24 protein-coding genes and 1 pseudogene are annotated in these 25337 nt (G+C 31.4%); 24 read left to right on the forward strand and 1 reads right to left on the reverse strand.

What is annotated here, in order from left to right; genetic code table 11:
• The 6 genes and pseudogenes from SOR77_RS01050 to SOR77_RS01075 form a co-directional block, all read left to right on the forward strand.
• A pseudogene (locus SOR77_RS01050) lies at window positions 1–337 on the forward strand (nitronate monooxygenase); the annotation flags it as partial.
• Complete coding sequence (locus SOR77_RS01055; protein ID WP_320635359.1) at window positions 330–1250, forward strand: ACP S-malonyltransferase; 921 nt, start codon at window positions 330–332, stop codon at window positions 1248–1250. The pseudogene SOR77_RS01050 and the gene SOR77_RS01055, both read left to right, overlap by 8 nt.
• Entirely contained in the window at window positions 1240–1971 is a 732-nt protein-coding gene (gene fabG / locus SOR77_RS01060) for a 3-oxoacyl-[acyl-carrier-protein] reductase (protein ID WP_320635360.1), read from the forward strand. The genes SOR77_RS01055 and fabG overlap by 11 nt, the downstream gene beginning before the upstream one ends.
• Window positions 1968–3191, forward strand: a complete 1224-nt coding sequence (gene fabF, locus SOR77_RS01065; RefSeq protein WP_320635361.1) for a beta-ketoacyl-ACP synthase II — start codon at window positions 1968–1970, stop codon at window positions 3189–3191. Before fabG ends, fabF begins: the two co-directional genes overlap by 4 nt.
• A gap of 1 nt (window position 3192) precedes the next feature.
• The gene (gene fabZ / locus SOR77_RS01070; protein ID WP_320635362.1) at window positions 3193–3612 is read left to right on the forward strand and encodes a 3-hydroxyacyl-ACP dehydratase FabZ; all 420 of its coding nucleotides are present in this window, start codon (window positions 3193–3195) and stop codon (window positions 3610–3612) included.
• Between the two features lie 19 nt (window positions 3613–3631).
• Complete coding sequence (locus SOR77_RS01075; RefSeq protein WP_320635363.1) at window positions 3632–4102, forward strand: MarR family transcriptional regulator; 471 nt, start codon at window positions 3632–3634, stop codon at window positions 4100–4102.
• Between the two features lie 65 nt (window positions 4103–4167).
• On the opposite strand, the gene galU is transcribed toward SOR77_RS01075, so the two are convergent.
• Entirely contained in the window at window positions 4168–5022 is an 855-nt protein-coding gene (gene galU / locus SOR77_RS01080) for a UTP--glucose-1-phosphate uridylyltransferase GalU (protein ID WP_320635364.1), read from the reverse strand.
• A gap of 92 nt (window positions 5023–5114) precedes the next feature.
• Here galU and SOR77_RS01085 point away from each other — a divergent pair, with 92 nt between their 5' ends.
• The 18 genes from SOR77_RS01085 (at window position 5115) to SOR77_RS01170 (ending at window position 25325) form a co-directional block, all read left to right on the forward strand.
• On the forward strand, window positions 5115–5684 hold the full coding sequence (locus SOR77_RS01085) for an HD domain-containing protein (RefSeq protein WP_320635365.1): 570 nt from the start codon (window positions 5115–5117) through the stop codon (window positions 5682–5684).
• 9 nt (window positions 5685–5693) lie between these two features.
• On the forward strand, window positions 5694–6371 hold the full coding sequence (locus tag SOR77_RS01090; protein ID WP_320635366.1) for a response regulator transcription factor: 678 nt from the start codon (window positions 5694–5696) through the stop codon (window positions 6369–6371).
• The gene (locus SOR77_RS01095) at window positions 6364–7773 is read left to right on the forward strand and encodes a HAMP domain-containing sensor histidine kinase (RefSeq protein WP_320635367.1); all 1410 of its coding nucleotides are present in this window, start codon (window positions 6364–6366) and stop codon (window positions 7771–7773) included. Before SOR77_RS01090 ends, SOR77_RS01095 begins: the two co-directional genes overlap by 8 nt.
• Before the next feature lie 151 nt (window positions 7774–7924).
• Entirely contained in the window at window positions 7925–8356 is a 432-nt protein-coding gene (mraZ, locus tag SOR77_RS01100) for a division/cell wall cluster transcriptional repressor MraZ (protein ID WP_004821298.1), read from the forward strand.
• Window positions 8357–8358: 2 nt separating this feature from the next.
• Window positions 8359–9297, forward strand: coding sequence for a 16S rRNA (cytosine(1402)-N(4))-methyltransferase RsmH (gene rsmH, locus SOR77_RS01105; protein ID WP_320635368.1), 939 nt, complete (start codon window positions 8359–8361; stop codon window positions 9295–9297).
• A gap of 13 nt (window positions 9298–9310) precedes the next feature.
• On the forward strand, window positions 9311–9727 hold the full coding sequence (locus tag SOR77_RS01110; protein WP_320635369.1) for an FtsB family cell division protein: 417 nt from the start codon (window positions 9311–9313) through the stop codon (window positions 9725–9727).
• Between the two features lie 12 nt (window positions 9728–9739).
• Window positions 9740–12151, forward strand: coding sequence for a penicillin-binding transpeptidase domain-containing protein (locus tag SOR77_RS01115; protein ID WP_320635370.1), 2412 nt, complete (start codon window positions 9740–9742; stop codon window positions 12149–12151).
• Window positions 12152–12177: 26 nt separating this feature from the next.
• The gene (gene mraY, locus SOR77_RS01120; RefSeq protein WP_414153375.1) at window positions 12178–13164 is read left to right on the forward strand and encodes a phospho-N-acetylmuramoyl-pentapeptide-transferase; all 987 of its coding nucleotides are present in this window, start codon (window positions 12178–12180) and stop codon (window positions 13162–13164) included.
• 11 nt (window positions 13165–13175) lie between these two features.
• A complete protein-coding gene (gene murD, locus SOR77_RS01125; RefSeq protein WP_320635372.1) occupies window positions 13176–14471 on the forward strand; it encodes a UDP-N-acetylmuramoyl-L-alanine--D-glutamate ligase in 1296 nt (431 codons plus the stop codon).
• Complete coding sequence (locus SOR77_RS01130; RefSeq protein ID WP_320635373.1) at window positions 14458–15558, forward strand: putative peptidoglycan glycosyltransferase FtsW; 1101 nt, start codon at window positions 14458–14460, stop codon at window positions 15556–15558. The genes murD and SOR77_RS01130 overlap by 14 nt, the downstream gene beginning before the upstream one ends.
• Before the next feature lie 2 nt (window positions 15559–15560).
• Window positions 15561–16637 carry an undecaprenyldiphospho-muramoylpentapeptide beta-N-acetylglucosaminyltransferase gene (murG, locus tag SOR77_RS01135; protein ID WP_320635374.1) on the forward strand — a complete coding sequence of 359 codons (1077 nt, stop codon included), beginning with the start codon at window positions 15561–15563 and terminating at the stop codon, window positions 16635–16637.
• 17 nt (window positions 16638–16654) lie between these two features.
• On the forward strand, window positions 16655–17431 hold the full coding sequence (locus SOR77_RS01140) for a cell division protein FtsQ/DivIB (RefSeq protein ID WP_320635375.1): 777 nt from the start codon (window positions 16655–16657) through the stop codon (window positions 17429–17431).
• Between the two features lie 85 nt (window positions 17432–17516).
• Complete coding sequence (gene ftsZ, locus SOR77_RS01145) at window positions 17517–18599, forward strand: cell division protein FtsZ (RefSeq protein ID WP_320635376.1); 1083 nt, start codon at window positions 17517–17519, stop codon at window positions 18597–18599.
• Window positions 18600–18648: 49 nt separating this feature from the next.
• Window positions 18649–19107 (forward strand): transcriptional regulator NrdR, encoded by a 459-nt coding sequence (gene nrdR / locus SOR77_RS01150; RefSeq protein ID WP_320635377.1) that lies wholly within the window; start codon window positions 18649–18651, stop codon window positions 19105–19107.
• Window positions 19107–20408: a replication-associated recombination protein A gene (locus SOR77_RS01155; RefSeq protein WP_320635378.1), complete on the forward strand. Its 1302-nt coding sequence runs from the start codon at window positions 19107–19109 to the stop codon at window positions 20406–20408. The genes nrdR and SOR77_RS01155 overlap by 1 nt, the downstream gene beginning before the upstream one ends.
• A 65-nt stretch (window positions 20409–20473) precedes the next feature.
• A complete protein-coding gene (asnS, locus tag SOR77_RS01160) occupies window positions 20474–21859 on the forward strand; it encodes an asparagine--tRNA ligase (RefSeq protein WP_320635379.1) in 1386 nt (461 codons plus the stop codon).
• An 8-nt stretch (window positions 21860–21867) separates the two neighbouring features.
• Complete coding sequence (leuS, locus tag SOR77_RS01165) at window positions 21868–24279, forward strand: leucine--tRNA ligase (RefSeq protein WP_320635380.1); 2412 nt, start codon at window positions 21868–21870, stop codon at window positions 24277–24279.
• A gap of 170 nt (window positions 24280–24449) precedes the next feature.
• Window positions 24450–25325 carry a YicC/YloC family endoribonuclease gene (locus SOR77_RS01170; RefSeq protein ID WP_320635381.1) on the forward strand — a complete coding sequence of 292 codons (876 nt, stop codon included), beginning with the start codon at window positions 24450–24452 and terminating at the stop codon, window positions 25323–25325.
• The last annotated feature ends 12 nt before the right edge of the window (window positions 25326–25337 follow it).

Genomic DNA, 25337 nt, shown 5'->3' on the forward strand with positions numbered 1-25337 from the left:
TAGAAGAGCTAAAGAAAATTTATTGAACTCACATAATCAAAATAAAGTTGGAGTAGAAGTCATAAAAAGTCCAGTTGGGCTTCCGGCTAGAGCTATAGGTACAGAATTTGTTGAATATACTAATAAAAACAGATTTCCTTCGAAGCACTGTGTGAACTGTATATCTACATGTGACCCGGCGAGTACACCGTATTGCATAAATGAAGCTTTAATCAGAGCGGTTAAAGGGGATTTTAAAGAAGGATTATTTTTCTGTGGAACAGATATTAAAAATATAAAAAAAATATCATCTGTAAGAGAATATATAGCAAGTATATTGGGAGGAAAAGATGAGTAAAATAGCAGTAGTGTTTGGTGGACAAGGGTCTCAATATAGTGGAATGGGGAAAAAGTTATCAGCAAACTACCCAGAAATTTCTAATATATATTCTATTTTGGGAGAAAAATTATCAGATATTTCTTTTAATGGAGACATAGAAATTATTTCAAAGACAGACAACTTACAACCTATTATGTTGGCATTTCAACTAAGTGTAGTTAAATTGATAAAAGAAAAATTAAATATCAGCGCAACTTGCGGACTTAGTTTGGGCGAATATGGAGCATTGGTTTTAAGTGAAGTGATTGATGAGAAAGCAGCTTTGGAACTTGTAAAAGTTAGAGGTTTTGAAATGAACTTGGCTTCTAATGAAGTTGAGAGTGGAATGTTGGCTGTGATGAATTCAAATGAAGATGATTTGAAAAACTTTATAAATAATAACGAATTAAAAGATAGAGTCTATGTAGCAAACATAAATAGTTTCAAACAAATTGTTATATCAGGAGAAAAAACTGGAATTGAAAAATTACAGATAATATTAAAAGAAAATGGAATAAAAGCTATTCCACTTAAAGTTAGTGGAGCATTTCACACTCCTTTTATGGACAGTGCGGCAAAAAATTATAAGAAGTCGCTTGAAAGTGTTAAATTTAGCGAGCCAAAGATAGATTACTATCCTAATTTGAGTGGTGAAAAATATAACGGAGAAGAGATGGTAGATTTGTTGTGCAAACAAATAGTATCACCAGTTCTCTTATATAAGACTTTTAAAAATATGGTGGATGATGGAGTGGATACTTTTATAGAAATAGGTCCAGGAAGTGTAATTTCATCTATAGTAAAAAAAGAATTTAAAGGAATAGATGTACAAACGTTAAAAAATGACGATGAAATAATAAATTATATTGAGAGGTTGAGAAATGGAGAATAGAAAGTTTGCTCTTGTAACAGGTTCAACAGGTGGAATAGGAAGTGCAATAGCAAGAGAGTTAAAAAATCAAGGATATTCTTTGATAATACATGGAAACTCAAATGTTGAAAAATTAGAAAAACTGAAATCAGAACTTGGAGAAGATGTATTCACAGTAGTAGGGGATTTATCTAAATTTGATATTTGTAAAAAAATTGTAGATGAATGTTTAAAGATAGCCGGCAGTATAGATGTGTTGATAAATAATGCAGGAATTACTAAAGATAATTTAATAATAAGAATGACAGAAGAAGATTTTGTTCAAGTTATAGAGACTAATTTGAACAGTGCATTTTATCTGACCAAGTTATTGTGCAAATCAATGATAAGAAAAAAATTCGGGAGAATTATAAATATAACTTCAATTAGCGGAGTTCATGGAAATGTGGGGCAAGCTAATTATTCATCCGCAAAAGCTGCAATGATAGGTCTTACTAAGTCAACAGCTAAAGAATTGGCTTCTAAAAATGTGTTAATAAATGCAATTGCTCCAGGATTTATTGAAACTAAAATGACAGATAAGTTGGGAGAAGATACAAAGGCGAAAATACTTAATGAAATACCGCTTAAAAGAATTGGACAGCCTGAAGAAATTGCAAGTGTTGTAAGCTTTTTAGTATCGGATAGTGCAAGTTACATAACCGGTCAAGTTATAAATGTTGATGGGGGAATGGGAATATGAGAAGAGTAGTTGTAACTGGAATTGGGATCTTATGTCCTATAGGGGATGATGAAGTTTCTGTTTTAGAAAATGTTAAAAATAAAATATGTAGTATAGATAAAATAACACATTATGATACAATAGATCGAGAGGTAAAACTTGCAGCGGAATTGAAAAATTTTAATGCAGATGAATACTTCGATAAGAAAGAGCAAAAGAGACTGGACAGAGTTAACCAACTTGGTATAGTCGCAGCCAGAAGGGCCTTAGAAAATGCTAAATTAACTGTTGAAGAAGTAGAGCAGATGAATGTGGGGGTGTATGTTTCTTCCGGGATAGGTGGTTTAGGGACTATAGAAAAAGAACATGAAAGAGGAATGAAGAGAGGATTCGATAAAGTTAGCCCTTATTTTATTCCAATGGCGATTTCAAATTTAACTGCATCAAATATAGCTATGGATATACATGCTCATGGTTCATGTCAATGTTTTGTTACAGCATGTGCAAGTTCAACTAATGCAATAGGAGAAGCTTTTAGAAATATTAAAGATGGGTATGAAGATATTATATTTGCAGGTGGAAGTGAAGCAAGTATAACTGAACTTGGAATAGGTGGTTTTACATCTATGAAGGCGCTTTCTACATCACAAAACTGCAAAAAGGCTTCTATACCATTTGACAAACACAGAAATGGTTTTATAATGGGAGAGGGTTCTGCAATATTGGTTTTAGAGGAATTAGAGCATGCTAAAAAGAGAAATGCAAATATCTTAGCTGAAATAGTAGGATATAGCACTAATTGTGATGCGTATCATATAACTTCCCCAGCACCAAATGGAGAATATGCCGCTATGGCAATGGAGCAAGCAATTAAAGAAGCGGGGATAGATAAAAAAGATGTTGACTATATAAATGCGCATGGCACTTCAACAGATTTGAATGATAAGTATGAAACTGCTGCTATTAAAAAGGTTTTTGGAGAAGATACTAATGTATTTGTTTCTTCATCTAAATCTCAAATAGGACACTTACTTGGAGCTTCTGGAGCAGTTGAAACAGCTATAAGTATTTTTTCTATGAAGGGAAATATCCTTCCACCTCTTGTGAATTACAAAAATTTAGATCCTGAATGTAATTTAAATTTTGTAACGGATATAAATGAGTACGAAACAAAATATATGTTGAAAAATTCTTTGGGATTTGGTGGACACAATGCTACTTTAGTTATAAAGAGGTATTAAAATGAAATTAAATTTTGAAGAAGTAAAAAATATTTTGCCACATAGAGCACCTTTTTTAATGGTAGATAAAATAGTTGAGTTAGAAGAGGGCGAAAGGGCTGTAGGAATTAAGTGTGTTAGTGGAAATGAGCCATATTTTAAAGGGCATTTTCCAAATTGTGCAGTGATGCCAGGAGTATTGCAAGTTGAAACGGTAGCTCAAGTTGGAGCGGTAGCTATTTTGATTAATAAAACAGGGAAGAATGCTTTTCTTGGTGGAATAAAAAAAGCTAGGTTTTATAAGCAAATTGTTCCTGGAGATTTATTAGAAATTCATTGCAAAATAATAAATAAGAAAGGAAATATAGGCTTTGGAGAAGGATACATAATTGTAGATGGCGAGAAAGCTATGAGTTGTGAGATTTCTTTTGCAATTGTCTAAAATATATAGGGGGGCTATTATGTTAAATGAAAAATTTTCAGAAGTTTATGATAAATTTAAGTTGAATTTGTATAAGAATATGTTCCGAAATTTACAGGATAGAGAAGCAACACTAACTGCTACGGAAACATTTACAATTGAAGTTATACACGCGCTAAAAAGACCAAGAGTAAGTGATTTAACTGAGTTCTTAGAAATGTCTCATCCTAATATTGCCTATAAAATAGCTTCCTTAGTTAAAAAGGGATATTTGAAGAAAATTCAATCTGAAGAAGATAAGAGAGAATTTTATTTGGAAGTAACACAAAAGTTTTATGATTATCATGAAATGAAAGAAGAATATATAAACATAGTCATGGACAGATTAAAAGAGAGAATAGGCAAAGAAGATGCTAAAAAATTAGAAGCTCTCTTAACTATAATGAGCGAAGAGTTAATGCCTGAGGTAACAAACTTTATAGCGAAACATGAAAAAAATGATGCAAAATAAAACAAAAAGGACATTTTAAATTTTATTTTAAAGTGTCCTTTATTTTGTATGTGATTTAAATTAATTTAACATTCTTTTAAAATATTGATTAGATATTCTTTAAATTCTTCACCAAAGTCCTTATCTTTTAATGCATACTCAACTGTCGCTTTTAAATATCCAATTTTTGAGCCAGTATCAAATCTTTTTCCGGTAATTTTTTTGCCCATTATTTTTTCATATTTTAATAGCTTTAAAAGAGCATCTGTGAGTTGAATCTCACCGCCATATCCTGGTTTTGTTTTTGAGATTAAATCAAATATTTTAGGCGTGATAACATATCTACCTATTATTGCAAGGTTTGAAGGAGCGGTTTCTATTGAAGGTTTTTCAACCATATCCACGATTTCATCGTTGACAAGTTTGACAATTCCATATTTATTTACTTCAGTTTTAGGGACTTCGAGTAAGCCTACTACACTTAAACCTGTTTCATTAAATAGTTCAATTAATCCTTTTGATGCATTGTCATTTAAATCTATTATTTCATCTCCTAAGAGTAATAAAAATGGCTCATCAGAAACAAAAGATTTTGCACAATTTACAGCATGGCCAAGTCCAAGGGCCTTATGCTGTCTTATGAAGTGTATCTTGGCAAGAGAATTTAATTCATTTATTTGTTCAAGTTCATTAATTTTATTAGCTGATTTAAGCTTTTCTTCAAGTTCGATATTTGAATCAAAGTAGTCTTCAATTGAACTTTTATTTCTTCCCAATATAATTAAAATTTCTTCTATACCAGCTTCAACGGCTTCACGAACTATGTATTCTATATTTGGGGTATCTATTATCGGCAACATTTCTTTAGGAACGGCTTTTGTGAATGGTAAAAATCTCGTTCCTAAACCTGCTGCCGGAATTATAGCTTTTTTTATTTTCATAATTCACCTCTTATGGTTTATAATACAACAAAGTATAAATCTTTTAAAGTTTTAAGAATTCATAGTATAATTAATAATAAGAGGTGAAATAAATGAGACCGACAAGAGAAAAGGCATTTGAATTATTGAAAGAATATACAGAATCTGAAGCGTTGATAATGCATGCACTACAAGTAGAAGCTGCAATGATTGAATTTGGAAAAATGTTTGGAGAAGATGAAGAACTATATGGAATAGTTGGGCTTCTTCACGATATAGACTATGATAAATATCCGGATGAACATTTGAAAGTAGCTCCAAAGATTTTAAAAGAAAATGATATAGATGAGGATATAATAAGAGCAGTTATGTCACATGGATATGGAATGTGCACTGATGTTAAACCGGAATCAAATATGGAAAAATCAATTTATACAGTAGATGAATTAACCGGGATTATAAATGCTTGTTGTTTGCTACGTCCTTCTAAGTCGGTGTTGGATTTAAATGTAAAATCAGTAAATAAAAAATTTAAAGACAAAAAGTTTGCTGCAGGCTGTGATAGAGAGGTAATACTTAATGGGTGCGAAATGCTTGGTATGGATAAAAATGATGTAATTGAACATACTATTAAGGGACTTAAAGACAGAGCAGAGATAGTTGGATTAAAGGGTGAACTCTAAGGAGATACTATGTTTAAAATTTTAGTAGTAGACGATGAACCTAAGATAAGGGAAGTTATAAGAACTTATGCAGAATTTGAAGGACACACAGTAATTGAGGCTGAAGACGGTCTTGATGCTATTGACAAAGTCAAAGAACAAGGCTTTGATGTAATAGTAATGGATATAATGATGCCTAAATTAGATGGATTTTCAACTTATAAAGAAATAAGAAAAATAGCAGATATTCCAGTGCTTATGTTATCGGCAAGAGGAGAGGAATATGATAAGTTATTTGGATTTGAAATAGGGATTGATGATTATGTTGTAAAACCTTTTTCCCCAAAGGAATTAATGGCCAGACTAAATGTAATAGTAAAAAGACACCAAAAAACTTTTGAAAATGAAACTTTGGAATTTGAGGGATTAAAAATTGATTTAGACGGAAGAGATGTCTATGTAAATTCAGAAAAAGTTGATTTAACACCAAAGGAATACGACCTTTTAGTTTATTTAGCATCCAATGAAAACATAGCATTGTCTAGAGATAAACTTTTATCAAAAGTATGGGGATATGATTTTTATGGAGATGATAGAACAGTAGATACTCATATAAAAATGCTTAGAAACTCAATAAAGGAGTATAGAAAGTTTATTATCACAGTGAGAGGAATGGGCTATAAATTTGATACGTCAGAATTTGAATAATAAAGTTTTAGATAAAAAGAGTATGATGTTCAATTTTTGGAAATATTTCATGCTCTTTGCAGCTTCTATTTTATTAGCACTTTGGTTGTTTCAGATAGTTTTTCTAAATAGATTTTATGAAACCATGAAGATTAGAGAAGTAACTAAGACTGGTGATATATTAAAAAATGAATTTAAAGATAAAAATTTTGAAAATATAATTTTAAACTATTCACAAAATAAAGGTATGAATATAGAAGTTATAGATGAGGAAGGATATTTAGTATATCCTCTTAATTGGGTTGAAGTCATAATGAATCCAAGGGTATTAGATGAGAAAGGATTTGAAGAATTTTTTGAAAATGTTGGACCTGGGAAAAAAATGTATAGGGTAACGTTGAAAAAATTTAAATACCTCGAGAATTCGTCTATTGTATATGGAGGATACTTAGGGAAAGAAAGTGGCAAAGACCATTATATACTCATTAAGACAAACTTGGAACCGGTAGACTCAGCTGTAGATATATTGAAAAATATTTTGTTGATTGTATTGGGATTATCTTTTGCATTATCCGTGATATTGTCTTATTTTATTTCAAAAAGGTTATCAAGGCCGCTTGTTGAAATGTCAAAAACAGCTAGAAAACTTGGAAAGGGAAACTATGATGTCAATTTTAAATATGGATATTATACAGAAATAAACGACCTTTCAAAAACACTAAATTACGCAACTAATGAGTTGACTAAGACGATTGAAATGAGAAAAGATTTAATAGCAAATGTAAGTCATGATTTAAAGACTCCACTTACTGTAATAAAATCTTATGCTGAAATGATAAGAGATATTTCGGGAAGCAATGAAGTGCTTAGAAATGAGCATATAGATATAATTATTTCAGAATCAGATAAATTGACTCAGTTAGTAAATGACTTGTTGGATATATCTAAAATTGAATCTTCGCTAGAAAGTATAAAGATGGAAAAGGTTGATCTGATAAAATTATCTCGCATTGTTGCAGAGAGATTTGCTCTCTCAGAAGATGTAATAACTATAGAATCTAAAGGAGAATGCAATATATTTGCGGATAAGAGAAGAATTGAACAAGTTATATATAATTTTATAAGCAATGCTGTAAAATATACAAAAAAGGACAAAAAAATTGTAATCAAAATTTTCGAAGAAGATGACGAAGTTATTTTTAATTGTATAGATAATGGGGTTGGAATAGCAAAAGAAAATTTAGATTTAATTTGGGACAGATTTTATAGGATAAGGGATAATCACACTAGACCAAGGGTTGGAACCGGTTTAGGACTGCATATCGTAAAAAGTATATTAGAAATACATCAATATAAATATGGAGTGGAGTCAGAGTTAAATAAGGGTTCAAATTTTTATTTTAAAGCAAAAAAATATAAATAATTTTAAGTATATGAAAAGGCTAAAGATCAATGAAAAGGACTTGAGGCCTTTTTTTTATTGTGCATAAAATATGATGGATATAAACAAAAAAATGATGTAGAATAGAGGTAAGTGGAAGATAGTGGTTTGAAGTGGTATATAATGGTGTGAAATGTTAATAGGCGAATACAGACATACCTTGGACACAAAAGGAAGAGTTATAATTCCTTCAAAGTTCCGAGATGAATTAAAAGATAATTTCATTATTACCAAAGGATTGGACAACTGCCTATTTATTTATCCTCAAAGTGAGTGGATAAAAATAGAAAATAAGTTGAAAGAATTGCCTTTGACAAACAGAGATGTTAGAAGTTTCGTGAGAACTTTTTATTCTGGCGCCATAGATGAGTCTTTGGACAAGCAAGGAAGAGTTGTAATACCACAGTCACTACGAGAGCATGCTAGCATTGAAAAAGATGTTGTAATTATAGGAGTAAGTACACGTGTTGAAATATGGAGTACGGAAAATTGGGATAATTACAATGATTCGCTTGGTTTATCATATGAAGATATAGCTGAAAAAATGCAAGAATTGGGGATTTAAACATGGTTGAATTTGTACACAAGTCCGTTTTATTGAATGAGACGATAGATCTTTTGAATGTAAGAGAAGGTGGCATATATGTGGACGGTACTATAGGTGGAGCTGGGCACTCACGTGAAATTCTCAAACGTATTGGAAACGATGGCCTTCTAATAGGTATAGATCAAGATACTAATGCACTTAAAAAAGCTGATTCAGTGCTTAGCAAAATAGGTTCAAACTATAAACTATTTCATGCCAATTATAAAAATTTTGAGGATATTTTAAATGAGTTAAATATAGATAAGGTTGATGGAATTCTATTGGATTTAGGCGTTTCTTCACACCAATTTGATGAGGGTAGTAGAGGTTTTTCATATAATTATGATGCTAGATTGGATATGAGAATGGATACTACATCTAATTTAAGTGCTTGGGAAATTGTAAATGAATATTCAAAAGAAGAACTTACTAAGATAATAAAAGATTATTCTGAAGAAAGATTTGCATCTAAAATAGCTGATAAGATAGTTAAAAAAAGAAGTATAAAGCCAATAGATACAACTTTTGAATTAGTTGAAGTGATAAAAGATGCGATCCCTTTAAAATTTAGAGTAAAAGGTGGACATCCTGCAAAGAAGACTTTCCAAGCTCTTAGAATTGAGACAAATGATGAACTTGGAGTGTTGAGAAATGCATTAGATAGGATGATTAACAGATTGAATAAGAATGGAAGAATAGCCATAATATCTTTCCATTCTCTTGAAGATAGAATTGTAAAGGAAACTTTTAAGTACAGATTTTTAGACTGTGTATGTCCACCCGAAAGTCCTGTATGCACTTGTGATAAAAAAAGAGAAGTTGAAATAATTACGAGAAAACCGGTAGTGGCTACTGAAAAAGAATTGAAAGAAAATAATAGAGCCCACAGTGCTAAATTGAGGGTGGCAGAAAAAATATAGAGGTATTATATAGATGTCTGAGCAAAGAAAATTTAGACAAGTAAAATTGAATAACAGACAATTAAAAGTCAAAAAGAGAAAAAATTTGGCAAAACCATTGTATATGACGATAGCTATTGTTATTATAATGTTCTTAGGGGTTTCTATAGCATATTCTCATTTATCAAGTATAGATAAAGATATAATTGCAAAAGAAAAAGAAATATCTGATTTGAAAAAGACTAAATTAGCTTTGGAAGCAGAAGTTAAGGGGATAAAAAGTTCTACTGAAATACAAGATGAAGCAATGTATAAATTAGGAATGGTATATCCATCACAAGACCAAATTGTTTATGTAGATATAAGCGAAAATAAAAGACAGTTAGATGTAAATCATAATGTTTTTTTGAGTCCAATTTTATCGGTGCTTAAATCCTTCACTAAGGATTAGGGGGAAATATAGTTGAAAGTAAATTTAAAAAGAGCTCGTGAGATAAATAGTTCGCAAAAGAATGCGAATTTTAAGATAAGTTTGATTTTTCTCGGGATGGCTCTTTTCTTTTTTATAATAATAATTAGAGTTCTATACATAAATATAGTAAGAGGAGAAGAACTAACTAGAAAGGGATTAAATCAGCTAACGAGTACAGAAATAGTTCAGGCCGACAGAGGTATAATTTACGATAGAAATAATAAAGAGTTAGTAGTAAATATAACCAAGTCAAATGTGTATTATAATATGGATTTTAAAAGAGGAGATATTTACTCAGATAAGGAAATAAAAGAAAAAAAGAAAAAAGTTGAAGAAGATTCTTTGGCTATTTCAAAAGTACTGAAAGTTCCTCAAGATAAAATAAAGAAAAAAATGGTTGGAGATAAGGTAGTACAAATTGTGTCTAATGTAGATAGAGATACAGCAAGTGCATTAAGAGAACTCAAAATAGAAAAACTGTCTTTAGATGATGTGCCAAGGAGATTTTATCCTAATGGAAATATATTATCTAAAGTTTTGGGGTTTGTAACTGACGATGGGAATGGACAATACGGCCTTGAATCTAGTTATGATGGAATAATGAGCGGAATAGCAGGGAAAAATATTTCTATAAAAGCTAACACTCGTATGCAAATCCCACTTACAGACGAAGAATCTTATGCTCCAAAAGAAGGTCAAAACTTGATTCTTACAATAGATGATAATATACAAAAATTTGCTGAAGAAGCAGCTGAAAGATCAAGAACAAAGCATAACGCCGAAGAAGTCAATATAATAGTTCAGAGTACCAAGACCGGAGAAATTCTTGCCATGGCATCTTCATTAAGCTATGATGCGAATAATCCTAAATCTCCTGTTGGAGACGCTCAAAAGAAGGATTGGGATTTGCTTAGTAAAGATGAAAAAGTCGTAGCTTGGTACAAAAACTGGACAAATTTCAATGTGAGCTCTCAGTATGAACCGGGTTCTACTTTCAAATTAATAACTGCAGCAGCAGCGCTTGAAGAAGCTACAACATATCAATTAAAGGAATATTATTGTCCTGGGCAGATTAAATTTTTTGATAAAGTAATAAAATGCGCTTCCAAAAATAACGGAACTAAAACAATGCAGCAAGCTGTAGTGGAATCATGTAATATTACGCTTATGAAAATAGCAGAAGAATTGGGACCTGAAAAATTTTATAAGTATATAAAAGCGTTTGGATTTGGCGAAAAGACGGGAATAGACCTTCCTGCAGAAGCAGTTGGATCAATTCCAAATAATTATAAAGATATTTCAGAAATAAGACTTGCAACTATGAGTTATGGCCATGGTATAGCTATAACTCCAATACAACTCATCAATTCTGTATCTGCAATAGCAAATGGAGGAGATTTAAAAGTTCCAAGAGTTGTAAAAAGACTAGAAGATAGAAATAGAAATGTTTTAAAGAAGTTTGATTCTGTTTCCAAGAGAAAAGTAGTATCTTCTGAGACATCAAAGAAAATGTTAGATATCATGTATAAGGTTGTAGAGGATGGAACTGGTAAAAAGGCTAAGGTAGAAGGTTATAAAATTGGCGGTAAGACCGGTACAGCATATATACCTTCAAAAGCTGGAGGATACGAAGATGAATACATTTCATCATTTATAGGAGTTGCTCCAGTAGACAATCCTGAAATAACAGTTCTTGTAATAGTTCAAAAACCTAAGGGGGATTTCTTTGCGGCAACAGTTGCCACTCCGGCAGCTAAAGAAGTTTTAAAAAATTCTTTAGAATATTTAGGGATAGAAAAGACTCAACCTACAGATTATAAAGATAAAAAAGATGAACCTATGTTGGTTCCAAATTTAAAAAATATGTTAGTAAGTGATGCCGGAAGAGAATTAGTAGATTTAGGATTTAAATTCAATACAAATCAAAATTCTTTGTTTGATGCAAGTATAGTTTTAAAGCAAGAACCAAAGGCTGGAACATTGGCAAAACCAGGGACTATTATAGATTTATATGTTTCTAATGACAAAGAAAAGTACATGCCTGATCTAATAGGTAAGAGTAAAGAAGAAATAGAGCTAGTTTTAAAAGCTATGGATGTAAGCTATAATATAAAAGGAACTGGAGTTGTTTTAGGACAATCAGTATTTGCAGGAACAAAATTAACAACTGACAGTAAAATTGAATTTGAAATGAGTAATAGCGAAGCAAAGATAGACACTAAACTAAAAGATGAAGAAACTGCATCCAGCCCAAAAGAAACAGGAAACAAAGAAACAGATATTAAAAATCGTGTTAAAGAAAAAGATGATAAATTAAATTCAAAAGTTAAGAAGGCCAATAATTCAGAGAAGATAAAAAAATTTGAAAATAAAGATAATAAAACAGATAAATCTGTGAGGTAAGTTAAATGCAAAGTATCAAAAATAACATGTGGCTGATAGTGGTTTGTATTGCAGTCGCAGCAGCTTTTCCAATTTGGGGAGCTATATCAATAGTAATTTCTCTTATATTAGGTTATTATTTAATACCTATTTTAAGAAGGCTAAAGGCAGGTCAATCCATTAGAGAAGATGGGCCTCAAACACATTTGGTAAAGAGTGGAACACCTACAATAGGTGGGATAATCTTTTTATTTACTATAATTATAGTAAATGTACTGGCGAGAAATTTAAATCTAGACTCTTTAATGATTTTATTCTCAACATTGGCTTTTGGTGCTGTAGGGTTGATAGACGACTATATAAAAGTTGTAAAAAAAAGGAATTTAGGACTTACAGCAAAACAAAAATTATTTTTACAAATATTTGTGGCTTGCATACTTTTAGCTTATCAATATAGTGGTGGAGAAGATTCTACAGATATGATAATTCCAATAAGCATGAGCAGAATAAATTTACCTGTATTTTTATATATACCATTTATAATATTTGTGGTTGTAGGTACTGTCAACTCAGTTAACTTAACAGATGGGCTTGATGGACTTTCAAGTGGAGTTACTATAATTTGTATGACTTTCTTTGGAATAGTCGCCTATAAGTTACAGAATATGGGAATAGCCATGTTTTGTTTGATATTTGCAAGTGCATTGATAGGATTTTTATTTTACAATAAATATCCGGCGAAGGTGTTTATGGGGGATACGGGTTCGCTAGCTCTAGGTGGAGCTGTAAGCGCAATAGCAATTTTATTGAATTTACCTTTGATTTTACCTATAGCAGGTGGAATATACTTTATAGAAACTCTTTCTGTAATAATTCAAGTAGTTTCATTTAAGACAAGAGGAAAGAGAGTATTTTTGATGGCCCCACTACATCACCACTTCGAACAACTGGTATGGAAAGAAACAAAAGTAGTTGCAGTATTCTATGTAGTAGAATTAATTTTATGTGTAATTTCATATTTTATGATTTTTTAATGAGGATATAAATGAAAAAAAATATATTAATACTAGGAATGGGCATAAGCGGGAAAGCAATATATAATGAATTGAAAAAAAGTGATGTAAATATCTTTGTGTATGATGATAATCAAGAAAATTTAAAAGGATATAGAAAAGTTTTTGAATCTTTTGAAAAAGACAAAATAGAATTAGTTATAAAAAGTCCAGGTATTAAACCGACAAATGAAATTTTAAATTTGGCAAGAAATAATGGTATAGAAATAATCACAGATGTAGAGTTGTTTTATAATATATCAGATAAAGATATCATAGCTGTAACAGGGACTAATGGAAAAACCACGACAACATCTTTGATATCTAGTATATTAAGTCAAGTATATAATGCTAAAGCTGTTGGGAACATAGGCGTTGGTGTTGTGGATGTTGTAGATGAAGAACTTGATTTTGTAGTTATAGAAGCTAGTTCATTCCAACTAAATGATGTGAAGTATTTTAGACCCAAAATTTCTGTAATTACAAACATAACTCCAGACCATTTGGATTGGCATGGAAATTTTGAAAATTATAGAGATGCCAAGTTAAATATATTAAAAAATCAAACTGAAGAAGATTTTGCGGTTTTAAATTATACTGATGAAATTTTGTCTAAAGTATCTTCAAAATCAAAAACATATTATTTTTCAATAGAAGATTCGGGATTGAAAGGAGCTTTTGTAAGAGAAGGAATTATCTATTTTAGAGATAAGGCTGAAGAAGCAGTATTTGACACAAAAGATTTAAAGCTTTTAGGAGATCACAATTTAGAAAATGTATTGGCAGCTGTATGCGTTGCTAAAATTGTAAAGGTAAAACATGAATCTATAAAAAAAGCACTTAGTGAGTTTGGCGGAGTTGAACACAGACTTGAATTTGTGAAAGAAGTAAATGGAGTTAAGTATTTTAATGATTCAAAGGGAACGAATCCGGCATCAACAATAAAAGCTGTGGGCTCGTTTGAAGACAACTTGTTACTAATTGCAGGTGGATATCAAAAAAATGCCGATTATACAGAATTGCTTGAAATTGCAAAAGATAAACTAAAAGCTTTGATATTATTAGGTGAAACTAAGTATGATATAAAAAACACAGCTGATAAATTAGGGATAGAGAGTATAATTGTCAATAATCTAGAAGAAGCTTTAAATGTAGCTAAAGACACTTCTGTTAGAGGAGACAATGTATTGTTAAGTCCTGCTTGCGCTTCATGGGATATGTATAGTTCTTATGAAGAGAGAGGCAAACATTTTAAAGAGTTGGTGATGAATTTAAATGAAAAAATATAAAGAAGCTCTCAAGTCTTTGGACTTGGGTCTTTTTATAACGGTGCTTTTGTTGATAGGAGTTGGACTTATATCTGTAACATCGGCATCATATCCAGTTGGGTCCAAAACATTTGGAGATGGACTTTATTTTGGAAAGAGATATTTTACTTTTATGATAGTGGGATTTTTTGGGATGTTAATAGCTTATAAATTTCCAAGAAAATTTTTTAAACGATATTCTTTTATACTTTTTTGCGGCACAATAATTTTAGTATTGATGTTATTTATTCCTAAATTTACAAATTATTCTCGTGGTTCAGGTAGATGGCTTAACTTACCTTTTCTTCCATTAATACAACCATCAGATTTTGTAAAAATATCTTCGATATTATATATGGGGAAAATATTAGCTGAGAATAGATACAAACTATATAAAAGAGAAGTATTCTTTAAAATCATAGCCATAATCGGTATTGCAACTTTGCCGGTAATGTTAAAGGACTTGTCAACAGGATTTGTAATAGGAGCTACATTGTTGCTTATGTATATAGTTGCAGGTATATCTATGCATCAATTTGTAACATTATGTGGTATTGGAATTATTGTTTTAATACCAATGGTATTTAAGTATGCATATAGATTGGAAAGAATTTTGGGGTTTTTAAATAGTAGCAAAGGTAGTTTGGACCAAAACTACCAAATAAATCAATCATTGTATGCAATTGCAATGGGTGGGGTTGGTGGAGTTGGATATTTTCATTCAAGGCAAAAATATTTTAATTTAGCTGAAGCTCATAACGACTTTATTTTTTCTGTAATATGTGAAGAATTTGGTATGATAGGTGGTATATTTGTAGTAGCTTTATTTTTTATATTTACTTATAGGGGATTAAGGATTGCAAGTAGAACAAAAAATAATTATGATAAATATGTAGCTGTTGGGTTGACATCTTATATCGGGATGCAAGCCGTTATTAATATATGTGTTGGAGTTGGGATATTTCCGGTAACGGGTATAACACTACCTTTTATTTCGTATGGAGGTACAGCACTTATAATGGCAATGATAGCAGCTGGATTTTTACTTAAAATATCAAAGGATGTGTAATTTTGAAGTATATACTTTCAGGAGGAGGAACCGGAGGTCACATATATCCGGCACTTGCCATAGCTGAAGAAATAAAAAAAAGAGATTCTTCAAGTGAGATACTATATGTTGGGAAAATAGCAGGACTTGAAGAAGAGCTTGCTAAAAAAGCGGGATTTGATTTTAAAGGAATCCATATAGAAGGATTACCTAGGAAAAAGGTGAATATAAAAACTGCAATTACTCTATTTAATCTTTTAAGAGGTTTGAGAGATTGTGAGAAGATAATAAAGAATTTTAAACCCGATATTGTAATAGGAACTGGAGGATATGTGTGTGCTCCGGTTGTTATGAAAGCTCAACAAAAGGGAATAAAGACAGTTATTCAGGAACAAAATGCTTATCCCGGAAAGACAAATAGGTTTTTGGCGAGAAAAGCTTCTCTTTTGGCTTTGAGCTTCAAAGAAGCTGAAAAATATATGGACAATAAAAATATAATAATAACTGGAAATCCAGTAAGAGAAGACTTTTTATTAAAAACTCGTGAACAATCTAGAAAAGAGTTGAATTTAAAATTTGATGAAAAATTAGTGTTATCTTTTGGTGGCAGTGGTGGACAAGAGTCTACCAATGATGCGATGCTTGAAATTTTAAAGAATGAATTGGATTTTAAGCTGGTTCATATAACAGGTAAACCACATTATGATGAATTTGTATCAAAGATGACAAAAAATAAAAAAGCAGAAATTTTAAATTATTCAGATGAAATTTCAAAGTATATTTTAGCAAGTGATTTGATAATAACAAGTTCTTCGGCAATGGCTTTGGCTGAGATATCACAAGTTGGAAGGGCTAGTATTTTAATACCAAAGGCATATACTGCGGGGAACCATCAATATCACAATGCTATGAGTTATAAAGATGCAGGAGCTTCATTAGTCATCTTGGAAGATGAATTAACAGGAGATAAACTTTTAAATTCTATAAATGAATTGTTAAACAACTCTCAAAAGAGAGAGGGAATGGCAGAAAACTCTAAAAAACTGGGTAATTCAGGTGCTGTAACTAAAATAGTAGATGAAATGATTAAATTAATTTAATTGGGAAGCGAAAATATATGAAGAGACAGGTAAGGCTTGCAAAATATGAATATAGAAGAAAACGAAAAAGATTTATGAATAGACTTTTTTTATTTTCAGTTATAATTTTGATCGCAATTTTTACTTTAAATAAAGTTGGTGCATTTAATGTTATAAGTGTTAGAGTAGAGGGTGCTGAAAGATTAAAGTCTACAGAAGTTATAAAAGTTTCGGGAATAAAAGTTGGACAAAGTTACTTTTCTATTTCGCCTAATAGTAGAGAGAGGGATTTAGAAAAAATACCTTTAGTAAAATCTGCAAAAATTAGTTTTAATTTTAAAAGAGAAGCTGTAATTAAACTTGAAGAAAGAATACCTAAATTTCAAATAGAAAATTTTTTAGAATACTATATGCTTGATGAAGATATGAAGATTATATCTAAAGAGAGTTCCAAAGCTGAAGTTCCAGAAATTAAAGACAATTTAAAGAAATTAAATTTAGGTGAAAAGATATACAAAGATGACAATAAAATTGAATTTTTTAAAGAACTTGTCAAGCAACCTGTCTATTCAAAAATAGAAAATATAGATTTAAATGGAACCTATTCATTGTTTACTAAAGATGGTATTCAAATTGTAATCGGGAAATTAGAAAATTTGGATTATAAGTTTAGAATGCTTGAAGAAATTTTAAAAGATATAGAAGCAACTGCGAAAAATGCCAGAATAATTGAATTGGACAAGGAAGATCCAATAGTTATGGTGGATGATCATAATAGAGAAAATATTGAAGAAAATTTAGATGAAATTCAATAATTTTCTCTAAATATTGACTATTTGAAGATTATTTCATAAAATATAAATAAGTTTATGATAAAGACGTTTTAATAGGAGGATGTGTATGTTGGATTTCGATATGGACCATGACGAATTTGCAAAAATTAAAGTTGTGGGCGTAGGCGGCGGTGGAAATAACGCTGTAAACCGTATGATTAATGCGGGAGTAAAAGGTGTTGAATATATTGTAGCTAACACTGATAGACAAGCTTTAAAAAATGCATTAGCTGAAAATAAAATACAAATTGGAGAAAAATTAACAAAAGGATTAGGAGCTGGAGCTGACCCTGATGTTGGAGAATCAGCAGCTGAAGAGTCTAGAGATGAAATTAGAGAATCTTTAGAAGGAGCTGATATGGTATTTATCACTGCCGGAATGGGCGGTGGAACTGGTACAGGAGCTGCTCCTGTAATTGCAGATGTTGCAAAAGAAATGGGTCTTTTAACTGTTGGTGTAGTTACAAAACCATTTACATTTGAAGGTCATAAGAGAGCAAAATCAGCAGAACGTGGAATTAATGCACTTAAGGGAGTTGTAGATACACTTGTAATTATTCCGAACGACAGACTTTTATCTATTTCAGATAAAAAGACTAGTTTTTCAAAAGCATTTGAAATGGCAGATGATATCTTAAAGCAAGGTATTCAAGGTATATCTGATTTGATTTCAGTACCTAATCTAATTAACTTAGACTTTGCCGATGTCAAGACAATTATGTATGATAAAGGTGTAGCACACATGGGTATTGGTATTGCTTCAGGAGACGACAGAGCTCAAGAAGCTGCTAAGATGGCAATTAACTCTCCACTTCTTGAAACTTCAATTCAAGGTGCAAAATCTGTACTTCTTAACATTACAGCAGGTAATGATTTAGGAATTTTTGAAGTTAATGAAGCGGCTGATTTAATACGTGATTGTGTAGATGAAGATGCCAACATAATCTTTGGTGCAGGAATTGATGAAACACTTAAAGATGCGGTTAAGATTACTGTAATAGCTACTGAGTTTGATCAATATAGGGAAGAAAAAACAAAGACATCTTCTTCATTTCCAAGAACTGAGTTTAAAAGAGAAACTGAAAAGGCTAGTGAAAAAGATAGTGGGGATCTTAAAATTCCACCATTTTTAAGAAATATAAGAAAGTAGTACCTCATCTTAGATGAGGTCTTTTTTTTAATAAATTCGGAGGTTAATTATGAAGTGTCCACATTGCGGATATGGCGATTCAAAAGTTTTAGATTCAAGGCCTACAGATGAAGGTAATGCAATAAGGAGAAGGAGAGAATGCAATAAGTGTAAAAATAGGTTCACCACATATGAAAAAATAGAGGAGACACCTATTATGGTAATTAAAAAAGATGGAACTCGTGAAACATTTGATGTATCTAAAATAATAAAGGGAATGATTAAGTCTGTAGAAAAAAGGCCTGTTTCTGCAGAAGATATTGAAAAAGCGGCATGGAATATTGAACGGGAAGTAAATAACTCATTTAAAGGAGAAATAACTTCGAATGAAATAGGAGATTTGGTAATGCGAGAACTCAAAGATTTAGATGAAGTTTCTTATATAAGATTTGCATCTGTATACAGACAATTTAAAGATGTTGAGAGCTTTTTTATTGAGTTGGAGGAAATAATAAAGAATAGAAAGTGATGGATTTATTTAGTTTGAACTTAGAAAATAATTTAGAGGATAAACAACCTTTAGCTTCAAAAATGAGACCTAAGAGGTTAGAAGACTTCATAGGACAAAAACATTTAGTTGGAAGGGGAAAGTATCTTGAAAGAGTAATAAAATCGGATAGAGTTCCATCGATAATATTTTATGGGCCACCAGGAGTTGGTAAGACAACACTTGCCGAAATTATAGCTATAACTACAAATAAACAATTTTTAAGACTCTCAGCAGTTACTTCAAATTTGAAAGAATTGAGAGAAACTTTGACTACAGCTGAAGACTCTCTAAAATTTGAAAATATTAACTCTATATTATTTATAGATGAGATACACAGATTCAATAAGACTCAGCAAGATGCATTACTACCATTTGTTGAAAAAGGAATAATAACATTAATAGGAGCAACTACAGAAAATCCATATTTTGAAGTGAATAGAGCTCTGATATCTAGATGTCAAATTTTGAACTTAAATCCCTTGTCAGTTGATGAAATTGAAGAGTTGATAAGAATGACATTAAAAAAAGAAAAAGCTTTTAATGGTCTCAATGTGCAAATAGATGAAGAAGCGATAAATTTTTTAGCTGAAGTTTGCTCGGGGGATGCAAGGCTTGCACTTAATTCTTTAGAAATAGCTGTATTTTCTACTGATTCCGTAGACGGAATAGTTAGTGTAACGGTTGAGGATGTAGAAAACTGTATTCTAAAGAAAAACTTAGTTTATGATAAAAATGGAAACAATCACTATGATGTAATTTCTGCATTTATAAAATCTGTTAGGGGTTCAGATCCGGATGCGGCTATATTTTATCTGGCGAAGATGCTTGAATCAGGAGAAGACCCAAAATTTATAGCAAGAAGACTTATTATTTTAGCTTCAGAAGACATATCTAATGCAGACCCAATGGGTTTAGTGTTGGCTAATGCAGCTTTTGATGCAGTAAATGTTATAGGAATGCCTGAATGTAGAATAAATTTAGCTCAAGTAACCGCTTATCTTGCTTGTGCACCTAAGTCGAATGCAGCTTATCTTGCAATAAATGAGGCATTGGAAGATGTAAAAAAGGGAAATTACACTGTGCCTATGCATTTAAGAGACAGGCATTCTCCAAATATAGATGAGAGCAAAAAATATATTTATCCACACAATTTTCCCAATGGATATGTTGAACAAAGGTATCTCCCGGAGGAGATTAATAAAATTTATTACCATCCAACAGAGCATGGCTATGAAGAAAAATTTAATAAATTTTTATCTAAAATCAAACATTATAAATAGCCCTGAAATTGACAAAATCACAGTATTTGTCTATAATGAAATACATTGTTACGATAGGAGGAAGTATGAAATTAACAGTTAGAGAAGTTTTAAAAAACAGTAAAAATTATTTGAATAAAGAAATTGTAATTGAAGGTTGGATTAAGACAAGTAGAGCATCTAAGAATTTTGGTTTTATAGAACTGAATGACGGATCATCTTTTTCAAGCCTTCAAATAGTTTATGGTGATGAAGTGGACAACTTCTCAGAAATTGAAAAGTATACTATCAGCTCTTCCTTAAAAATAGAAGGTACTGTAGTTGAAAGCCCAGGATCAAAACAAAGTATAGAAGTACATGCTAAAAAAGTTACTCCTATTAGTATATCAGAGCCGACTTATCCACTTCAAAAGAAAAGACATACTGTGGAATATTTGAGAACTCAAGCACATTTAAGACCGAGAACAAATTTATTTAATGCAGTTTTTAGAGTTAGATCTATAATTGCATATGCCATTCACAAATTTTTCCAAGACAGAGGATTTGTGTACGTTCACACGCCAATAATAACTGCATCAGATGCGGAAGGTGCCGGAGAAATGTTCCAAGTTACAACTTTAGATTTAAATGATGTTCCAAAGAAAGAAGGTAAAGTAGACTTTTCTGAAGATTTCTTTTCAAAAGCTACTAATTTAACAGTCTCAGGTCAACTTGAAGCAGAAGTTTTCGCAGAGGCATTTGGTAATGTATACACATTTGGACCTACATTTAGAGCGGAAAATTCAAATACTCAAAGACATGCTGCAGAGTTTTGGATGATTGAGCCGGAAATTGCATTTGCCGATATTAACGTAAATATGGACATAGCTGAAGAAATGCTAAAGTATATAATAAAGTATGTTCTTGAAAATGCAGAAGAAGAAATGAATTTCTTTAATAGTTTTGTAGATAAAGGACTTTTAGAAAGACTAAACAATGTAGTTAATTCTGATTTTGGAAGAGTTACTTACACAGAAGCTATAGAAGTGCTTAAAAATTCAAAGGCTGAATTTAAATATCCTGTTGAATGGGGTGTTGATTTACAAACTGAACACGAAAGATATTTAACAGAAGAATTTTATAAAAAGCCGGTGTTCGTTACAGATTATCCTAAGGGAATAAAAGCTTTCTATATGAAAGAAAATGAAGATAAGAAAACAGTAGCGGCAATGGACTTATTAGTTCCAGGAGTTGGAGAAATAATTGGCGGAAGCCAAAGAGAAGATAAATTAGAAGTATTAGAAGGGAAAATGGAATCTTTGGGAATGAATTTAGAAGATTATTCTTGGTATTTAGATCTTAGAAGATACGGTTCAGTACCTCACTCAGGATATGGATTAGGATTTGAAAGAGCAGTCATGTATATAACAGGAATTAAGAATATAAGAGATGTCATACCATTCCCAAGAACGGTAGGAACAGCAGAATTTTAGGAGGAAATATGTCAGGTTATAATCCAAAAGATATAGAAAAGAAATGGCAAGATTTTTGGGACGAACATGATACTTATGTAACAAAAAATGACTATGATAAAGAACCTTTTTATGCATTGGTAGAGTTTCCCTATCCATCAGGACAAGGACTACATGTAGGGCATCCAAGACCCTATACGGCACTTGATATAGTTGCGAGAAAGAGGAGATATGAAGGTTATAATGTACTTTATCCAATGGGATGGGATGCATTTGGACTTCCTACAGAAAACTATGCTATAAAAAACAAAATACATCCAGCAAAAGTTACAGCTGATAACGTTGCAAGATTTAAACAACAGTTAAAATCTATAGGATTCTCTTTTGACTGGTCTAGAGAAATCAATACCACTGATCCGCAATACTATAAATGGACACAATGGATATTTTTGCAATTGTACAAAAAAGGACTTGCTTATAAACATGAAATGCCTATAAATTGGTGCCCATCATGTAAAGTAGGACTTTCTAATGAAGAGGTTATCGGAGGACATTGTGAGAGATGTGGAACTGAAGTAGTAAGAAAAGTCAAGAGTCAATGGATGTTAAAAATTACAGAATATGCAGAAAGACTTATCAATGACTTAGATGATGTAGATTACATTGAAAGAGTAAAAACTCAACAAAAAAATTGGATTGGTAGAAGCGAAGGGGCTGAAATCAAATTCACATTAAAAGATTTGGATTATGAACTTGAAATTTTTACTACAAGACCAGACACAATTTTTGGAGCAACATATATGGTTGTTGCACCAGAGCATCCATTAATTGAAGAGTTTAAAGATAAATTAGAAAATATAGATGAAATAGAAGCTTACAAAGAAGAAGTTTCAAAGAAATCCGACTTTGAAAGAAGCGAATTAAATCAAGGTAAAACAGGAGTTGAATTAAAGGGAATAAAAGCTATAAATCCTATTTCAAATAGAGAAATACCTATTTGGATATCAGATTATGTGCTTATGACTTATGGAAGCGGAGCTATAATGGCTGTTCCTGCACATGATACACGTGACTTTGAATTTGCTAAAAAATTCGGATTAGAAATAGTTCCGGTTATTGAAGGCGGAAATATTGAAGAAGAAGCTTTCACAGACACTAACACTGGAATTATGATTAACTCAGGTTTTATTAATGGTTTAAACGTAAAAGAAGCAATTGAAGCTATGTTAAAACACATAGAAGATAAAGGCATAGGACACAGAAAAGTAAACTACAAGCTAAGAGACTGGGTATTTTCAAGACAACGCTATTGGGGAGAGCCAATACCTCTAGTTTATTGTGAAGATTGTGGTTGGGTTCCAGTTCCAGAAAAAGAACTTCCTGTACTTTTACCGGAAGTAGAAAATTATGAACCGACAGATGATGGAGAAAGTCCGCTTTCAAATATAGATTCATGGGTTAATACTACTTGCCCTCATTGTGGAAAACCTGCAAAACGTGAAACAGATACTATGCCGCAATGGGCCGGATCTTCTTGGTACTATCTAAGATATACAGACCCTAAAAATGATAATTCATTGGCTGATCCTGAAGCTCTTAAATATTGGACTCCTGTTAATTGGTATAATGGCGGAATGGAACATACAACACTACACTTGCTGTATTCAAGATTTTGGCATAAATTCTTATATGATTTAGGAATTGTACCTACTAAAGAACCATATGCTAAGAGAACATCTCATGGTATGATTCTTGGTGGCAATGGCGAAAAGATGTCTAAATCAAGAGGAAATGTAGTAAATCCTGATGAAATAGTTGATCAATATGGAGCGGACACTTTGAGAACTTATGAAATGTTCATAGGAGATTTTGAAAAGAATGCACCTTGGTCAGAAAATGGTGTAAAAGGTTCTAGAAGATTTTTAGAAAGAGTTTGGAATCTTCAAGAACTTTTAACAGACTCAGAAGAATATACAACTGAACTTGAAAAGTCAATTCATAAGACAATTAAGAAAGTATCAGAAGACTATGAAAATCTAAAGGCAAACACTGCTATTGCAGCTCTTATGAGTCTAACTAATGAGTTTAATAGTTTTGGTAAGATATCAAGAAAAGATTTTAGAACTTTCTTAATGTTGTTAAATCCTGTTGCACCACATATAACTGAAGAACTATGGGACGCAAATAAACTAGGCGGATATTTGAATGAAAGTAAATGGCCTATATATGATGAATCTAAAACTATTGATGATGAAATAGAAATACCCGTTCAATTCAATGGCAAAGTCAGATACACTGTAAAAATAACTAAGAATGCAACTCAAGATGAAGTAAAAAAAGTAGTTGAAGAAGATGAAAACTATAAGACACAAATAGAAGGAAAACAAGTAGTAAAAGAAATCTATGTGCCTAAGAAAATATATAATATAGTTGTAAAATAAAATATTGAGCCATGTTTATTTGCGGGGCCTATATTTAAATTTTAAATAATCTAAGTCTTGTTGCTAAAAAGTAAGAGGATCTTTGAGATTCTCTTATTTTTTTTGTAACTTTATAACTAATATGGCATAAAAGTCTCATGTGAGTTATAATTGTTAAAATGAGGTGAACTATGAGAAGTATGACCGGATACGGAGTTGGAAGAATTGAAAATGAAAACTTCGATTTGAAAGTTGAAATAAGGTCGGTGAATAGTAGATTTACTGATATAAATATACGACTTCCTAAAATTATATTCAATCTTGAAGAAGTAGTTAGAAAGAGTATAAAAGAAAGAATTTCAAGAGGAAAATTGGATGTTTATATAAATTTAGATATATACAATTCTGACAATATGAAAGTAAAGGCTAACTTAGAACTTGCAAGAAACTATCATAGTGCTTTGAGTTCCCTAAGTCGAGAATTTGATATTCAAAAACCTATTGGACTTAGTGATTTATATTTAAGAGAAGGTGTACTTGAAGTGCATCAAGTTGAAAATGACTCAACTTTCTACAAGGAATCTATACTTGAGGCTACTAAAATGGCAATAGATACTTTGATAGAAATGAGAGAAGAAGAAGGAAATAATTTAAAAGAGATACTTAAAAAAGATAAATTTATATTTCACAAAATGGTTCGCAATGTAGATGAAAGAGCACCTAAGGTTATAGAAGAGAACTTAAAGAAAATTGAAGATAAAATAAAATCTATCATAAGTGAAGAAAAATTAGACATTCAAAGGCTTACTACTGAAGCAGCTATAATGGCTGACAAGTTAGCAATCGATGAAGAAATAGGAAGGCTTTTCTCACATCTTTCACAATTTGATAGTATAATAGAATCTAATGAACCGGTGGGTAGAAAACTCGATTTTTTAGTTCAAGAGATTAATAGAGAAATTAATACTATAGGGTCTAAATCTACAAATGTTGAAATTTTAGGGCTTGTAGTAGATATGAAATCACAAGTAGAGAAATTAAGAGAACAAATTCAAAATATAGAATAGAGGGGAGTGGTC

The sequence above is a fragment of the Peptoniphilus sp. genome, assembly GCF_034090345.1.
In the GTDB taxonomy this organism is placed as follows: domain Bacteria; phylum Bacillota; class Clostridia; order Tissierellales; family Peptoniphilaceae; genus Peptoniphilus.

Bases quoted from the DNA above. Each gene is read 5' to 3' on its own strand.
- SOR77_RS01055 (WP_320635359.1), top strand. From the start codon at position 330: ATGAGTAAAATAGCAGTAGTGTTTGGTGGACAAGGGTCTCAATATAGT.
- fabG (WP_320635360.1), top strand. From the start codon at position 1,240: ATGGAGAATAGAAAGTTTGCTCTTGTAACAGGTTCAACAGGTGGAATA.
- fabF (WP_320635361.1), top strand. From the start codon at position 1,968: ATGAGAAGAGTAGTTGTAACTGGAATTGGGATCTTATGTCCTATAGGG.
- fabZ (WP_320635362.1), top strand. From the start codon at position 3,193: ATGAAATTAAATTTTGAAGAAGTAAAAAATATTTTGCCACATAGAGCA.
- SOR77_RS01075 (WP_320635363.1), top strand. From the start codon at position 3,632: ATGTTAAATGAAAAATTTTCAGAAGTTTATGATAAATTTAAGTTGAAT.
- galU (WP_320635364.1), bottom strand. From the start codon at position 5,022: ATGAAAATAAAAAAAGCTATAATTCCGGCAGCAGGTTTAGGAACGAGA.
- SOR77_RS01085 (WP_320635365.1), top strand. From the start codon at position 5,115: ATGAGACCGACAAGAGAAAAGGCATTTGAATTATTGAAAGAATATACA.
- SOR77_RS01090 (WP_320635366.1), top strand. From the start codon at position 5,694: ATGTTTAAAATTTTAGTAGTAGACGATGAACCTAAGATAAGGGAAGTT.
- mraZ (WP_004821298.1), top strand. From the start codon at position 7,925: ATGTTAATAGGCGAATACAGACATACCTTGGACACAAAAGGAAGAGTT.
- rsmH (WP_320635368.1), top strand. From the start codon at position 8,359: ATGGTTGAATTTGTACACAAGTCCGTTTTATTGAATGAGACGATAGAT.
- SOR77_RS01110 (WP_320635369.1), top strand. From the start codon at position 9,311: ATGTCTGAGCAAAGAAAATTTAGACAAGTAAAATTGAATAACAGACAA.
- mraY (WP_414153375.1), top strand. From the start codon at position 12,178: ATGTGGCTGATAGTGGTTTGTATTGCAGTCGCAGCAGCTTTTCCAATT.
- murD (WP_320635372.1), top strand. From the start codon at position 13,176: ATGAAAAAAAATATATTAATACTAGGAATGGGCATAAGCGGGAAAGCA.
- SOR77_RS01130 (WP_320635373.1), top strand. From the start codon at position 14,458: ATGAAAAAATATAAAGAAGCTCTCAAGTCTTTGGACTTGGGTCTTTTT.
- SOR77_RS01140 (WP_320635375.1), top strand. From the start codon at position 16,655: ATGAAGAGACAGGTAAGGCTTGCAAAATATGAATATAGAAGAAAACGA.
- ftsZ (WP_320635376.1), top strand. From the start codon at position 17,517: ATGTTGGATTTCGATATGGACCATGACGAATTTGCAAAAATTAAAGTT.
- nrdR (WP_320635377.1), top strand. From the start codon at position 18,649: ATGAAGTGTCCACATTGCGGATATGGCGATTCAAAAGTTTTAGATTCA.
- SOR77_RS01155 (WP_320635378.1), top strand. From the start codon at position 19,107: ATGGATTTATTTAGTTTGAACTTAGAAAATAATTTAGAGGATAAACAA.
- asnS (WP_320635379.1), top strand. From the start codon at position 20,474: ATGAAATTAACAGTTAGAGAAGTTTTAAAAAACAGTAAAAATTATTTG.
- leuS (WP_320635380.1), top strand. From the start codon at position 21,868: ATGTCAGGTTATAATCCAAAAGATATAGAAAAGAAATGGCAAGATTTT.
- SOR77_RS01170 (WP_320635381.1), top strand. From the start codon at position 24,450: ATGAGAAGTATGACCGGATACGGAGTTGGAAGAATTGAAAATGAAAAC.